This window comes from Dyella dinghuensis, from assembly GCF_003977615.1.
Classification (GTDB): Bacteria; Pseudomonadota; Gammaproteobacteria; order Xanthomonadales; family Rhodanobacteraceae; genus Dyella_B; species Dyella_B dinghuensis.
Genome location: NZ_RYZR01000005.1, coordinates 132,228 through 146,581 on the forward strand (window position 1 = coordinate 132,228; position 14,354 = coordinate 146,581).

A 14,354-nucleotide genomic window follows, 5' to 3' on the forward strand; every position below is an offset into this window, starting at 1 on the left:
TGACTTGGTTCGTCATTTCGCATCGCGCGGAATGGCGAACCATCTGCTCAGGCACGTTGCACGGAAACGGCTTGCGACGACTTCAACGTCTTGCCCGACAAGCGCGCACGCAGCCACCGTTCGCACGGCACGGAAATCCAGCGAGCCACTGCCGCGCCCAGCAACCAGCACAGCGGCACGGCTGGCAGATACCAAAGAATACCCCACGTCATATCGGCACCTGTCAGGTGAAACAGGCGTACGACGGCCATCACCACAAACATGTGGCTTAGATAGATTTCGTAGCTCAGGCGACCGAACGAACGCAGCCCATTCAGCGCGCGCCAGGGATGCCATTCGCCTGCCGCTTGTCGCCACTGCAAGCCAATCAGTGCGCACATCACCGATGTCGTCAGCAGCAGCATGCAGCCGTCGTGCAATAGCGGCCACAATCTGTCTTCGATCACGTAAATCGCCACGAGGCCAAGACTGCCGAAGGCGATCAAAGCGCGAATGATTTCGATACGACGCGATGGCCATCGCGCCGCGATCAGCGCACCAAGCACACCCGTGGCGATAGCAGCCATGCCCGGCAAATAGGCTTTCTCTTGCCATATCTCGTTACCTGCCAGGGCGGCATGCGCCCACGGCAGAGACAGCGCAAACGCAATCAGCAACACCACCAGCGCCCACGTACGACGGATTAGCAGGCACGCCATAGGGAACCCGAGATAGAAGACTTCTTCTATCGACAACGACCAGAGCACATCCCAATTGCCAGGGAGATAACCGTAGTGCCCCTCATACCAATTCAGATGCAGTCCCAGTGCGGCGAGCAATGCGCGTGGCAGCGTCTGGCCTGCTCGGTGGATCACATAATCGTCGACACCGCATAGATGCAACACGCTGAGCACGATCAGCAACACCAACAGGCACGGCGCGATGCGCGCAAAACGCCTCACGTAAAAGGCACCTGCATCGATGCGATCAAGACCGCCCCAGCGTTGCAGCGTATTGCCTGTAATGAGAAACCCGGAAATGACGAAGAAAACGAAAACCGATTCGTAACCGTTGTAGTTGAGGGCATTGAGGATCGGAATCGGCACGTAAGCCGCCAGGACGCCGCGATGCAGCGGAATACGAAGACCGATGTGATGGAGCACCACCAGCAGGATGGACAGGCCGCGCAGCAGATCGATGCCAGGGTTGCGCTGAGGCGCTGCCGTCTGTTCCAAAACCTGCCCCATAAGTCTCCCTTGCCCCGAAATCGCCATATTTGACCGCACTTTCCCCGCCACGCAAGCGATGGGCGCTGACATAATTGGGCAAACCGATCCCAGAAGGAATCCCGCGTGAGTTTGTGGTTTCTCGTTTTTCTCAGCGTGCTGCAAGGCGTTACGGAACTCTTTCCGGTCTCGAGCCTGGGCCACACCTTGCTCGTTCCGGCGTTGTTCGGCATGCATATCGACAAGCATGCGCCGCAGCTCATCCCTTTCCTCGTTGCCCTGCATCTGGGTACGGCTTTCGCGCTGCTGGGATATTTCCGTCAACGCTGGGTGGCGCTTGTGCGCGGTTTTGTCGCGTCATTGAGCGGACGTCCGAACGATGACGGCCACATGATGTGGGCGTTGATCATCGGCACGATTCCAGCTGGTCTGGTCGGCATCGTGCTGGAAAAGCGGCTGGAGCTGGTGTTCAAGGACCTCCGCATTGTTGCCGCGGCGCTGATCGCCAACGGTGTGCTGTTGTGGTTGGGCGATCGCCTGCAGCGCACGCGTGCGCACAAGCCGCCGGAAAAACTCACGTATCGTCAGGCGCTCCTGATTGGTCTCGCGCAGATCGGTGCATTGATTCCGGGCTTCTCACGCAGCGGGCTGACCATGATTGCGGGTTCCGCGACGGGGCTCGACAAGGAAAAGGCTGCGGAATTTTCCTTTCTGCTGGGCACGCCCATCATTCTTGCGGCGGGATTGCTTGAAGTCCCCAAACTCTTCCACGCATCGCAGCAGCTGGCCGATGCGTTAATCGGCGGCGTGCTGACCGCGATTGCCGCATGGTTGAGCGTGCGCTTTTTGATGCGCTATTTCGAAGGTCGTGGACGCCTTGCGACCTTCGGTACCTACTGCGTGATCGCTGGTGCGTTTTGTCTCGGCTGGTTCCTGCTGCATCCGCAACCGGTTTGAAGTGACCATTCACGGCCGGTCTCTCTGGCCGTGAATGCATGACGCACTATTCGTCCGCTGACGGATCCATCCCCGGAAAAAGCACTTCGGTAAAACCGAACTTGGTGAAATCGGTAATGCGCGAGGGATACAGCCGTCCAATCAGGTGGTCGCATTCGTGCTGCACGACACGCGCATGGAAACCTTCCGCTGTCCGATCGATCGGCTGACCTTTTGGATCGACACCCTGATAGCGGATAAGCGAATAGCGATTGACCGCACCACGCAAACCGGGCACGGAGAGACAACCTTCCCAGCCCTCTTCCATATCCTGCGATAGCGGCGTAATCACCGGATTGAGCAGAATCGTTTGAGGCACAGGCGGCGCGTCGGGATAACGCTCGGAACTGTTGAAGCCGAAAATAACCAACTGCAGATCCACGCCGATCTGCGGCGCCGCCAAACCCACGCCGCCAGCGTCGTGCATGGTTTCGAACATATCGGCAATCAGCTCGTCGAGTTGCGCGCTGCCGATCATGTCCTTCGGTACAGGCGGTGCGACACGCAGCAAGCGCGGATCGCCCATCTTCAGAATTTCGCGAATCATGCCAACCTCACGAACGATGCTTAGCACTCTTACTGTGGACGACACGGCGTGAAAGCAAGCCTGCCACGTCGTCCTGTCAGTATACGAAGAATGGGCGTTTGCAGGCTGCCTGGCCTTAAAGACCTCGCCACTACGGCGCGATAGTGAGAGCCAATCCGGCGCATGCTGCCTTGCGCTATTGACCCTTGTCGCCGACAGGACGAACCTAGGGCCCTGCCCGCAGCCCGTCGGTAGCTTTCATCGCCCAGAGCGCGTTCAACGCGGCATCGAACAGGCTTATCTGACCCGGAGATCTGCCATGGAAACTGTTGCAACGAAGCCAATCGGCGTAGGCAGCAAAATCGTCTGGGCGCTCATCGCCATCATTGGCGCCTGTTGCCTCGCGGTAGTCGCACTGCGGCGCGGCGAGCCGGTGAACGCTATATGGATCGTCGCCGCATCCATTGCCGTGTTCCTGATCGGCTATCGCTTCTACGGGCGCTTCATCGAAAACTATGTTTTACGCATGGATCCCGGCCGCGCGCCACCTTCCGTGCTGCGTAATGATGGGCTGGATTACGTGCCTACTGACAAGTGGGTGGTGTTCGGGCATCACTTTGCAGCGATTGCAGGTGCGGGTCCCTTGGTCGGTCCGGTGCTCGCTGCGCAGATGGGTTACCTGCCGGGCACGCTATGGATATTGTTCGGCGTTGTGTTCGCCGGTGCCGTGCAAGATTTCATGGTGTTGGGTCTGTCCGTTCGCCGTGATGCACGCTCGCTGGGACACATGCTGCGCGAAGAACTCGGGCCGCTGGCAGGCGTCGTCGCGATGTTCGGCTTGCTTGCTCTGATGATGATTGTGCTGGCGGTGCTGGCGCTCGTGGTGGTGAAAGCGCTGACGCATAGCCCATGGGGCACGTTCTCCGTCGCCTGCACCATTCCGATTGCGCTGCTGATGGGCGTTTACCTGCGTTGGTTCCGTCCGGGGCGCATTCTTGAGGTGTCGATCATCGGACTGGTGCTGCTGATCAGCTCGATTGCTTACGGCGCGCACATTGCGGCGACGCCCGACTTGGCGGCGTTCTTCGACTTCGATGCGAAGTCGCTCGCGTGGCTGTTGATTGCTTATGGATTCTTCGCATCGGTGCTGCCAGTGTGGTTGTTGCTGGCACCGCGTGACTATCTGTCCACGTTCCTGAAGATCGGCACGATCCTGCTATTGGCAATCGCCATCTTCTTCGCTGCACCGCAGTTGCAGATGCCGGCGGTCTCGCGCTTTATCGACGGCACGGGCCCCGTGTTCCAGGGGCAGCTGTTCCCGTTCCTGTTCATCACCATTGCCTGTGGCTCGGTATCGGGCTGGCATTCGATCATCGCGTCGGGCACCACGCCGAAGTTGCTTTCCAACGAAGGCGAAGCGCGCATGGTCGGTTACGGCGGCATGCTGATGGAGGCGTTCGTCGCCATCATGGCGTTGATCGCTGCGACGTCGTTGCATCCGGGCGTGTATTTTTCGATGAATTCCCCCGCGGCATTGATCGGCACCACGCCCGAACACGCTGCAGCGGTGATCAGCCAGTGGGGCTTCGTCGTCACACCGGATGAGTTGACGCGCACCGCGCACGACATCGGCGAAACCAGCATTCTCAGCCGTGCCGGCGGCGCGCCAACGCTCGCAGTGGGCATGGCGCAACTGCTGCACAGCATTCTGCCGGGCGAGCGCATGATGGCGTTCTGGTATCACTACGCCATTCTGTTCGAAGCACTGTTCATTCTCACGACGGTGGATGCGGGCACGCGCGTGGGACGCTTCATGATCCAGGAAATCGCGGGCCTTGTTCACGAGCCGCTCAAGAGCACGGAATCGTGGCTCGGCAACGTGCTGGCGACGTCGATTTGCGTAGCATTGTGGGGTTACTTTCTTTATCAGGGTGCGGTCGATCCATTGGGTGGCATCAACACACTCTGGCCGCTGTTCGGCATCGCCAACCAGATGCTTGCGGCGATTGCCTTGATGCTGGCAACAGTGGTGACGGTCAAGCTGAAACGCCAACGCTACGTGCTTGTGCCGGGAATTCCTGCTATCTGGTTGATCGTATGCACGTTGACAGCGGGTTGGGAAAAGCTCAGTGGCTCAATCAGTTTCACGGCCGCTGCGCAGAACTACACCCAGGCCTTGCAAGCGGGGCAACTACTGGCGCCCGCGAAGAACGTCGCGCAAATGCAGCAGATCATCACCAACAACCGCGTGGATGCCACGCTGACCGGCCTGTTCATGCTGCTGGTGCTGACCATGTGCGCCTTCAGCGTCTACGCCATGATCAAAGCGTGGCGCAGCAGTGTGCCCACTGCGCATGAGGCACCCCGTATCGCACTGTCCAGTGTCGTGAGTCAGGCCTCATGAACATCGCCCTCTCTAAGCTGTGGCAGCGCCTAGTGCAGACCGCACGATTGAGCTGTGGCGTGCCGGACTACGATGTCTACGTGGCGCATCTGCGCACCCACCACCCCGAACGGAAAATCCCGACGTATGCCGAGTTCTTCCGCGAACGGCAAACCGCGCGCTACAAAGGTACGGGCGGCCGCTGCTGCTGAACGCTACGCCACGCCTGAATCTTGGAAAATCCGGGTCATGTCCTCATTAAGACATGGCCCGCCCACATCTCCCGCCATTAAACTGTCCCTTCACGCAAGCCCGTGACTGCCGCCCATGTCCCCCAGCGAACATCGCATTACCAAACCCAGCACCGAGATCGAAGCGCAACATAGCGTCGGTCTGCGGGTGATCGCGATTTACAAAGGGATCAAGACCATCGGACTGATCATCCTGGCCTTCATGGCGTTTGGGCTGCATCGCGAAAAAACATTCGATCATCTGATCGACATTCTCGAACATCTGTCGCTGACGGACACGAATGGCCTGCGCTGGCAGCTGGTCGAGATGCTCGAAAACCTCGGCCCCAGCAAATTCGTTGCCATCGGCATCGTTGCGCTGGTCTATGCGGCCATTTTTGCCACCGAAGGCACTGGGCTATGGTTACGCAAACACTGGGCAGAATGGTTCACCGTGATCGCCACCGGCTCGCTGATTCCGGTGGAAATCTATGAAGTGTTCCATCGCTTCACGTGGCTGAAGCTTGCAGCGCTGATCGCCAACGTCGCCATCGTGCTGTACCTGGTTCGCCTTGCTTTGCAACCGCATGCGCGAAGTTCGAATGGCAGCGCATCCAAAGCAACGCGCACGCAAGAAGGTTAACCGTCACACTTCGTGATGGACGGCCTCGGCAGGCAACTCACCTTCCGCTCTGCGACGCGGCATCAATTCGACGAGATACATCGCGGCAAGCACCAGTGCGCCGCCACCGACCATTCGCCACGTGAGCACATCGCTGCCCAGCAATACAGCGAAGAACGCGGCGAATACGGGCTCGGTCGTCATGACAATGGCCGCACGCGTGGCGGGCAAGTGAGCTTGCGCCCAGGTTTGCATCAACATGGCGCCCGCTCCCGCAATCAAGGCCATATACAGCACGGCGATCCACGCGCTGCGATCGGGTGGAAGCGCGGGACCGCCATGACTCACGGTGGCGAGCATGCAGACGACCGCGATGACGACCATCTGCACTGCCGACAGACCGAAAGCTTCTTCCGCATGCGACCAACGCCCGAGCAGCACGATGTGCAGGCCATAGAGCAACGCTGCGATAAGCGTAAGCCAAACACCTTCATCGACCGAAAAGCCATTCAGAGAGAGCAACGCCAATCCGAGCGTTGCCAATCCCACCGCCAACCAGATGATCGCCGGCATGCGCTGACGAAAAACGAGCGTGGCGAGTATCGGCGTGAACACCACATACATGCCGGTGACAAAACCGCTGACGCTGGGCGAAATAAGCGAGAGACCCCACGTCTGCAGCAATTGGCCGACACCGTAAAGCATGCCGAGCACCACGCCACGCCATAATTTCTGACGACCCAATCGCGCAACGTGACGATGGAATACCAGCAGCATCGCTATCGCGGCGATAATAAAACGCACCGCCAGAAAGTCGGCGACGGGCCAACGATCGACAACACCTTTGATCAGAACGAACGTCGAGCCCCATACCGCCGTCATCGCCAGCAAGCCGATGGTTGCCAGCGTGCGTATCCGCGATTCGGCAATCATCGTTTGGCCATCCGGAACAACTGACCGGGAATCTGCAGCAGGAAATGCGACCACAAGCCGAGCCATACCGTACCGGCAACCAGTGGCCGTTGTGCCGCGGGATCGAATTTCCGGAACCAGCGCCACATGCCGCGATGCTTGTGATAACTGACGAAGACAGGGCGATGGCGACTCGAACCGCCTTTGCCGTGCAGCACGCGCACATCGCCGGCAAGCAACACGCGCCAGCCCGCATCGCGTACGCGCCGGCATAGGTCAAGGTCTTCGCAATGCAGGAAGTACGCTTCGTCGAATCCGTTCAACCATTCGAAGACGCGACGAGGCATAAGCATCAACGCACCGGAGACGGCTTCTGCCTCGACGACATGATCGGGCATGGGACCACCGATATTCACGCCTTCGTCGTTGCGTTTGAATAGCGTCGTCAGCGCGCGTTGCAGCACCGGATCGCGACGATACGACGCGGAATCGGGCACACCTTTTTCATCGCATACCACGGCGCCAAGCAAACCTGCTTTCGGCTCTTTGGACAGAATCTCCAGCAATCGCTGCAGTTCCGATTCCGTGATCATGCAATCGGGGTTGAGAATCAGCAGCGTCTGTCCACGCGCCTGTGCGGCAGCGCGATTCACGGCCGGACCAAAACCCAGATTCTTGTGGTTGTAGATAATCTTGAGCCGGTGGTCGCTCTCGCGCCCACGCCCAATCGCCTGCGGAATGCCGTCGCTCGAGCCGTTGTCGATAAGCAGCACTTCCAGCGGGATGGAAAAACCCAGGACGCCGTAGATGCACTCGCGCAGCATCGGTCCGCTATCGGCGGAGACGACGATGACGCTGATGACGGGCGATGTTGCGTCGACGGCTGACATAGTGACCTTGCTTACCGAGACGAAGCGAACCTTATTCGATTGCGCTTCGTTTATTCGTCAATGTGATCCTGACCAAGCACATGCGATAGCGCCAGTGGCGGTTGATCGTCGCCGCGCGTCAGCCATGCTTCGTCGCCGCGCCAGCCAAACAGCTGCCAGCCACGAATTCGGAAGGCTTTATCGCGAACGAGATCGTACAGTACTACGCCACGCCCGGCTGTCATGGGCCATGCGACCCATCCCTGCCCCTTCGACAGTGACATTTGCGGCTCTACATGATGGATCTTCGTGTTCCTGCCGACGCGGTAACTCCGGTCAGTGAGGCATTCGATGTGAAAAGTTGCATCGGCCGGCCAATCACTGGGCGCCATCCACGTCGGCGATTCGAGTTCAATGATGACGGCCGAAGGCCCTACCGGCGCCATCGCCATGTCACGCCACTCTGGCGACTCGGCAGCCAGTGTTGAATCCCGCAAAGGTTTGCGGTTTTGCCACGACTCCAGCAACACCAGTAGCGAGAAACCCGCGAGCGCGACCAACAGCGTGAACGTAAGTCCCAGCGCGTGGCCTCCAAAGGCGCGAAAACTTGCAACCAGCACGCCCGCAAAGCCCCAGCGCAGCGCGCGACGGATAACACCGCTGTAGTACTGCAAGCGCGGCACATGCGTCAGCTGCGCGATCACCAGCGCCAGCAACAGCGGCGCACCGATCCACCACGGCAAGAGGGCAAGCAACAGTGCCCACGCGATGGCCACTATCAGACTTGGCCACCGGCGTCGTTGTGCGGCCGGATTCAGCCGCACCACACCCTTGCGTTGCGGAACATGCGCATCCACGGCGAATCCTCACCCCATGAATCCGGATGCCAGCTCATCTGGACGGTGCGATGCACGCGTTCCGGATGCGGCATCAGAATGGTGACGCGGCCGTCGGCAGCGGTGAAACCAGTCTGCCCGCCCGGCGAACCGTTGGGATTGAGCGGATAGTTTTCGGTCGGCTTGCCGCGGCTATCGACAAAGCGCAACGCAGCACCCGCCTTGGACGGACTGCACGCTTGCGGAAAACTCACGCGCCCTTCGCCATGCGCCACGACGACCGGAATACGCGAACCGGTCATGCCCTTGAAGAAGATGCTCGGCGAGTCGAGAACTTCCAGCGTGCACAGGCGCGCTTCGTATTGCTCGGACGCATTGCGCAGAAACTTCGGCCAGTGCTGCGCACCGGGGATGATGTCCTTGAGCTGGCTCATCATCTGGCAGCCGTTGCACACGCCGAGCGCGAACTTGGCCGGGTCGGCAAAGAACGCTTCGAATTGCGCGCGCAGCTTGTCGTTATAGAGAATCGATGCAGCCCAACCGCGTCCCGCGCCGAGCACGTCGCCGTAGGAGAACCCGCCGCATGCGGCGAGGCCACGGAAATCGTCGAGTTTCACGCGGCCGCTGGCGAGGTCGGACATGTGCACATCGACCGCATCGAAACCGGCACGCGTGAACGCAGCAGCCATTTCGACCTGACCGTTGACGCCCTGCTCGCGCAGGATCGCCACGCGCGGACGCGTGAATTGCTTGATATGCGATGCCGCGATGTCGTCGGACGGATCAAACGTGAGCTTCGGCGAAATGCCCGCATCGTCATCGGCAATGCGCCATTCGAGTTCGGCATCGGCACTGACAGGATTGTCACGCAGACGCTGCATGGCATGGCTGGTTTCATTCCACGCCTTGAACAGCTGCGTCCAGTTCCATTTGAACAGCTTATCGCCGTTGAGGAACATCTTGATGCCGAGCTTCTCGGTCGGACGGCCAATGCGCGCACTCATGCCTGCAAGGCCATGCTTGACCAGCAGTGCTTCGAACGCTTCACGATTGGCTGACGCAACTTGCAGCACGGCGCCGAGTTCTTCATTGAACAGTGCGCGCAGTGTCGCTTCCGCCCAACCATCGAGCGTGATTTCCAGGCCGCAGTGACCAGCGAAGGCCATCTCGAGCAGCGTCACAATGACGCCGCCGTCGGAACGATCGTGATAGGCCAGCGCCAGGCCGCTGCGATTGGCTTCCTGCACCAGCTCGAATATCGCCTTCAGATGCTTGGCGTTATCCAGATCCGGCGGTACGCCACCGCCACGATTGAACACTTGCGTCAGCGCGGAACCGCCAAGACGTGCACGACCGGCGCCAAGATCGATCAGCCACAGATCGGAATCGCCGCGATCGAGGCGTAGCTGCGGCGTCAACGTGCGACGAACGTCGCTAACGCGTGCGAAGCCGGTAATGACCAGCGAGACCGGCGCAATCGTGCGCTGCTGCGTATCGCCGTCCTTCCACACGGTTTGCATCGACAGCGAGTCTTTGCCGACCGGAATGGAAATGCTGAGATCGGGACACAGCTCCATGCCAACGGCTTTCACCGCATCGAACAGCGCTGCGTCTTCACCGGGATAATTGACCGCCGCCATCCAGTTGGCGGACAGGCGCACTTCACCCAGATTGTCGATCGGCGCAGCGGCAAGATTGGTAATCGCTTCGCCAACGGCAAGACGCGCGGCATCCGCGCTGCTCAACAAGGCGACCGGCGCGCGCTCGGCCATCGCCATCGCCTCGCCCTTGTAGCCGTCGAAGTCGAGCAAGGTCACCGCGCAATCCGCCACAGGTACCTGCCACGGGCCAACCATCGGATCGCGCGAGCACAAACCGCCCACGCTGCGATCGCCGATGGTGATGAGGAAGCTCTTGCTGCCGACGGTCGGCAAACGCAGCACGCGCATCAGCGCTTCTTCCATGCTGATGCCGTTCAAATCGGGAACGAGATCGATGCGCGGCTTGATGCGTTTCGCATCGCGATGCATGCGCGGCGGTTTGCCGAACAGCACATCCATCGGCAGATCGATCACGGTGAGGTTGCGGCGCGGATCGTTCACGCGCAGCACGCGCTCTTGCGTTGCCGTACCGACTACGGCATATGGGCAACGCTCACGTACGCAATACGCTTCGAATTCCGGCAGGTTTTCTTTCGCGATGGCGAGGACGTAGCGTTCCTGCGATTCGTTGCTCCACACCTGCATCGGCGAGAGCGAAGGATCGTCGCACGGCACTTTCGACAAATCGATCTCGCCGCCCACGCCGGCGTCATTCAGCAATTCGGGAATGGCGTTGGACAAACCGCCGGCGCCGACGTCGTGAATGCTCACGATGGAATTGCGTTCGCCACGCTGCCAGCAGGCATCGATGACTTGCTGGCAACGACGTTCCATTTCCGCGTTGTCGCGCTGCACGGAAGCGAAGTCGAGTTCCGCGCTGGATGCGCCGGATGCCACGGACGAAGCGGCACCGCCGCCGAGACCGATGAGCATGGCCGGACCACCAAGCACGATCACGGCATGACCCGGCTGCACGTCGTGCTTTTGCACGTGATCGTTGCGGATATTCGCAATACCGCCAGCGATCATGATCGGCTTATCGTAACCGCGACGCACACCGGCTTCGCCGGTTTCGTGCTCGTACGTGCGGAAATAGCCACCGAGGCATGGACGGCCGAATTCGTTGTTGAACGCGGCGGCGCCGAGCGGGCCGTCGCGCATGATTTCGAAAGCGCTCGCCATGCGCGGCGGCAGCGGACGATCCACTTCCCACGGTTGCGGCGAATCTGGAATACGCAGATCCGACACCGAAAAGCCGGTCAGCCCCGCTTTCGGTTTGGCACCACGGCCGGTCGCACCTTCGTCGCGAATTTCACCGCCAGCACCGGTTGCCGCGCCGGGCCACGGCGCAATGGCGGTTGGATGGTTATGCGTTTCGACCTTGATCGCGTAGTCGATGTGTTCTTCGTTGCTGCGCCACACATCGCCAGCGCCGACCGTGAAGCGCTTGCCGACGTTGCCTTCGATCACCGCCGCGTTGTCCTTGTAGGCGGACAGCGTGTGCGCCGGCGAGCGCTGGTGCGTGTTCTTGATCATCGCGAACAGGCTCTTGTCCTGCGCTTCGCCGTCCAACGTCCAACTGGCGTTGAACACCTTGTGACGGCAATGCTCGGAGTTGGCCTGCGCGAACATGAAGAGTTCGGCATCGGTCGGATCGCGGCCGAGTTCGGCGTAACGTTCGGCCAGATAATCGATCTCGTCATCGGCCAGCGCGAGACCCAGTTCGGTATTGGCCTTGGCCAGTGCCGCGCGTGCATCGCTGCCCAGCGCGATGTGTACGAGATCGCCCGGACTGCCGCCAAGAAAAAGACTCTGCGCCTTATCGAGGCTGGTGAGCACCGACTGCGTCATCGCGTCGTGCAGCACGGCGAGCACATCGTTGTAGCGTGCGTCGCCCTGCGCGGGCAAGCCGCTTACCTGCCAGGCCGTACCGCGCTCGACACGGCGGACATCGAAACCGGCGTCGCGCAAGATATCGGTAGCTTTGCTCGACCAGGGCGAAATGGTGCCAAGACGAGGCACGACCCACAGCGATGCCGCTTCCGGCTTGCCGTCCTTGGCCTCCAGGACTTCCAGCAACCGCTTGCGTTGCTCGCCCTGGGGCTCAGCCGAAGCATCGATGAAATTGACGAACCAGCACGCCTGCACCCGGGTACCACGATGCAGGGCATCAAGGTGGGCGTTGAGACGTTCCAGGCGAAAAGGCGAGAGGGCGCTCTGCCCGTCGAGTGCGATCATGCGGGGGAAAAGGCGCTAGGTAGCGAGGAAGCGCCTTATTCTACCTTATGCTGCCGCACTGCATCACGGCCATGGCGGCCGGGCGCTTAACTACCTGTATCGGAATGCTGTTTGACCGCATCCAGGAGCTGCTCGGGGGTCAGGAAACCGCCGATCACGGTGCCATCTTCGGCGTAAATCGTCGGGGTGCCCTTTTCGCCAACTCCCAGGCGCAGGCCCAGATCGAACTGGTCCTTCACCGGGTTCTTGCAGTTCGCCGGCTTGGGTTCGTGGCCCTCCTTGGCTGCCGTGAACGCGCTGTTGCGATCGGCAGCGCACCAGACCGAGACCATCTCGTTGTAGGTGTCGGTAGGCTTGCCGTCTTCGCCGGTCACACCGGTGCGCGGCCATGCCAGGTATTGGACGGCGATGCCTTCCTTGTTGATCGCCGCAATCTCTTCATGCAGCACGCGGCAATACGGACAGGTCACATCCGTAAACACCGTCACCGTGTATTTCGGATGCGGTGGGGCGTACACAATGCGATCGGCCATTGGCACCTTCGCAAGTTCGGCCTTGCTGTAGGTCGCCCAGGCGTCGTCCCGGAGGCTGTTGCCTTTCTCGGCGTCGATCAGATCGCCATTGATGACGTATTTGCCATCGGCGCTGACATACACCAGGTGCCCCGACGCGATGACTTGATAGAACCCAGGCATCGGCGCGGGCACTATCTGCTGAATCTCTGCAGAGGGAACAAGTCGCATGACGGCCATGCGCACGATGTTCTGAGGATTGTTCGGAGGTGCCGACATCCCCATCGTGGAATAGGCGTCAACGGCACCGCTCGACAGAGCGAGCAGACCCACGCAAAGCATCAAACGAAACTTCTTGGACATCACAACCTCACGACATACCGGCTTCGCTCAGGGTGACGTGCCGGTTGAGCACCGAAGTATCGCACAACGCCCGTAAGAGACTGTTCGCTCTGGCGGTTTTCAGCCACGAGGGTGATGCTGGGCATGCAGGCGTTTTAGGCCCTCTTTGGCGACGAGCGTGTAGATCTGCGTCGTGCTCAGGGCACTGTGGCCCAGCAGCATCTGCAGGGCACGCAGATCGGCGCCGTGATTGAGCAAATGTGTCGCGAAAGAATGCCGCAACACGTGCGGAGAGATACGTTTGGCATTGATACCCACCGCTGCCGCATGACGCTTCACCAGCGTCCAGAACATCTGCCGCGTCATCCCTTCGCCGCGATTGCTGAGAAACAGTGCGGGCGGTTGCCGACCTTTTGCCAGCGCAGGCCGCGCTTGCGCGAGATAGGTCTGAATGTGTTCCAGGGCAACTTCGCCCACGGGAACAAGACGATCCTTACCGCCTTTGCCGGTAATGCGTAAGACACCCTGGCGCGTATTCAACGCGGACAGCGGCATGTCGACCAATTCGGACACGCGTAGACCCGAGGCATACATCAACTCGAGCATGGCGCGGTCGCGCATGCCCAACATGGTCGATACATCCGGCGCGTTGAGCAGTCCTTCGATTTCGCGCTCCGCCAACGCCTTGGGCAAACTGCGCGGCATTTTCGGGCGTTCGATGAGTAGGGTCGGATCGTCGAACCCCGGTTCGTTGCGCGCCACGGACGCGTAGTAACGACGAAACGCCGACTGCCGCCGCGCCATGGAACGCACGGCGACCGGCTGCGAACCATGGAAGGCCGAGATATCTTCGCGCCGCGCCGTGTGCAGCCGGCGTCCGCGCGTGGCAAGCCAGCGTGCCAGGGTCTCGAGATCTTGCCGGTACGCCTCCAGCGTGCGTTCGGCCAGTCCGTCTTCCGACCACACCCGCTCGATGAAGGCAGCAATATCCTGCGCGTCCGCTTCGGCGATTGTCGTCTGCTCTTTACTCACATCACGTTTCATGCGCACGATGCTGGGCATTGCGCGCTCCCTATGCAAGC

General features: G+C 60.4%; 12 protein-coding genes. 4 read left to right on the top strand and 8 right to left on the bottom strand.

The annotated features are described in order from the left end of the window. Positions 1 to 47 precede the first annotated feature (47 nt). Complete coding sequence (locus tag EKH79_RS08145; protein WP_126673304.1) at positions 48 to 1,226, bottom strand: acyltransferase family protein; 1,179 nt, start codon at positions 1,224 to 1,226, stop codon at positions 48 to 50. 105 nt (positions 1,227 to 1,331) lie between these two features. On the opposite strand from EKH79_RS08145, the gene EKH79_RS08150 reads away from it, so the two are divergent. Then, positions 1,332 to 2,162, top strand: coding sequence for an undecaprenyl-diphosphate phosphatase (locus tag EKH79_RS08150; RefSeq protein ID WP_126673305.1), 831 nt, complete (start codon positions 1,332 to 1,334; stop codon positions 2,160 to 2,162). Positions 2,163 to 2,208: 46 nt separating this feature from the next. Here the strand turns inward: EKH79_RS08150 and def are convergent, their stop codons facing one another. Further along, on the bottom strand, positions 2,209 to 2,748 hold the full coding sequence (gene def, locus EKH79_RS08155; RefSeq protein ID WP_126673306.1) for a peptide deformylase: 540 nt from the start codon (positions 2,746 to 2,748) through the stop codon (positions 2,209 to 2,211). 298 nt (positions 2,749 to 3,046) lie between these two features. Between def and EKH79_RS08160 the strand changes: the two genes are divergently transcribed. From EKH79_RS08160 to EKH79_RS08170, 3 genes are all read left to right on the top strand, one after another. Next, complete coding sequence (locus tag EKH79_RS08160; protein WP_126673307.1) at positions 3,047 to 5,131, top strand: carbon starvation CstA family protein; 2,085 nt, start codon at positions 3,047 to 3,049, stop codon at positions 5,129 to 5,131. Beyond that, positions 5,128 to 5,322, top strand: a complete 195-nt coding sequence (locus tag EKH79_RS08165) for a YbdD/YjiX family protein (RefSeq protein ID WP_126673308.1) — start codon at positions 5,128 to 5,130, stop codon at positions 5,320 to 5,322. Before EKH79_RS08160 ends, EKH79_RS08165 begins: the two co-directional genes overlap by 4 nt. A 115-nt stretch (positions 5,323 to 5,437) precedes the next feature. Beyond that, positions 5,438 to 5,983, top strand: coding sequence for a DUF2127 domain-containing protein (locus EKH79_RS08170; RefSeq protein ID WP_126673309.1), 546 nt, complete (start codon positions 5,438 to 5,440; stop codon positions 5,981 to 5,983). A 3-nt stretch (positions 5,984 to 5,986) separates the two neighbouring features. On the opposite strand, the gene EKH79_RS08175 is transcribed toward EKH79_RS08170, so the two are convergent. From EKH79_RS08175 to xerD, 6 genes are all read right to left on the bottom strand, one after another. After that, positions 5,987 to 6,895 (bottom strand): DMT family transporter, encoded by a 909-nt coding sequence (locus tag EKH79_RS08175; protein ID WP_126673310.1) that lies wholly within the window; start codon positions 6,893 to 6,895, stop codon positions 5,987 to 5,989. Further along, positions 6,892 to 7,764: a glycosyltransferase family 2 protein gene (locus EKH79_RS08180; RefSeq protein ID WP_126673311.1), complete on the bottom strand. Its 873-nt coding sequence runs from the start codon at positions 7,762 to 7,764 to the stop codon at positions 6,892 to 6,894. Before EKH79_RS08180 ends, EKH79_RS08175 begins: the two co-directional genes overlap by 4 nt. Positions 7,765 to 7,814: 50 nt before the next feature. Then, positions 7,815 to 8,600, bottom strand: coding sequence for a hypothetical protein (locus tag EKH79_RS08185; RefSeq protein ID WP_126673312.1), 786 nt, complete (start codon positions 8,598 to 8,600; stop codon positions 7,815 to 7,817). Beyond that, entirely contained in the window at positions 8,558 to 12,418 is a 3,861-nt protein-coding gene (gene purL, locus EKH79_RS08190; RefSeq protein WP_126673313.1) for a phosphoribosylformylglycinamidine synthase, read from the bottom strand. The genes EKH79_RS08185 and purL overlap by 43 nt, the downstream gene beginning before the upstream one ends. A gap of 86 nt (positions 12,419 to 12,504) precedes the next feature. Next, a complete protein-coding gene (locus EKH79_RS08195; RefSeq protein WP_126673314.1) occupies positions 12,505 to 13,293 on the bottom strand; it encodes a disulfide isomerase DsbC N-terminal domain-containing protein in 789 nt (262 codons plus the stop codon). 99 nt (positions 13,294 to 13,392) lie between these two features. Further along, positions 13,393 to 14,334, bottom strand: coding sequence for a site-specific tyrosine recombinase XerD (gene xerD / locus EKH79_RS08200; protein ID WP_233590245.1), 942 nt, complete (start codon positions 14,332 to 14,334; stop codon positions 13,393 to 13,395). Positions 14,335 to 14,354: the final 20 nt, after the last annotated feature.

Excerpts from the sequence above, each read along its gene's own strand:
- EKH79_RS08160 (WP_126673307.1), top strand. The coding sequence starts at position 3,047 with ATGGAAACTGTTGCAACGAAGCCAATCGGCGTAGGCAGCAAAATCGTC.
- def (WP_126673306.1), bottom strand. The coding sequence starts at position 2,748 with ATGATTCGCGAAATTCTGAAGATGGGCGATCCGCGCTTGCTGCGTGTC.
- EKH79_RS08175 (WP_126673310.1), bottom strand. The coding sequence starts at position 6,895 with ATGATTGCCGAATCGCGGATACGCACGCTGGCAACCATCGGCTTGCTG.
- EKH79_RS08195 (WP_126673314.1), bottom strand. The coding sequence starts at position 13,293 with ATGTCCAAGAAGTTTCGTTTGATGCTTTGCGTGGGTCTGCTCGCTCTG.
- purL (WP_126673313.1), bottom strand. The coding sequence starts at position 12,418 with ATGATCGCACTCGACGGGCAGAGCGCCCTCTCGCCTTTTCGCCTGGAA.
- EKH79_RS08145 (WP_126673304.1), bottom strand. The coding sequence starts at position 1,226 with ATGGGGCAGGTTTTGGAACAGACGGCAGCGCCTCAGCGCAACCCTGGC.
- EKH79_RS08170 (WP_126673309.1), top strand. The coding sequence starts at position 5,438 with ATGTCCCCCAGCGAACATCGCATTACCAAACCCAGCACCGAGATCGAA.
- xerD (WP_233590245.1), bottom strand. The coding sequence starts at position 14,334 with ATGCCCAGCATCGTGCGCATGAAACGTGATGTGAGTAAAGAGCAGACG.
- EKH79_RS08165 (WP_126673308.1), top strand. The coding sequence starts at position 5,128 with ATGAACATCGCCCTCTCTAAGCTGTGGCAGCGCCTAGTGCAGACCGCA.
- EKH79_RS08180 (WP_126673311.1), bottom strand. The coding sequence starts at position 7,764 with ATGTCAGCCGTCGACGCAACATCGCCCGTCATCAGCGTCATCGTCGTC.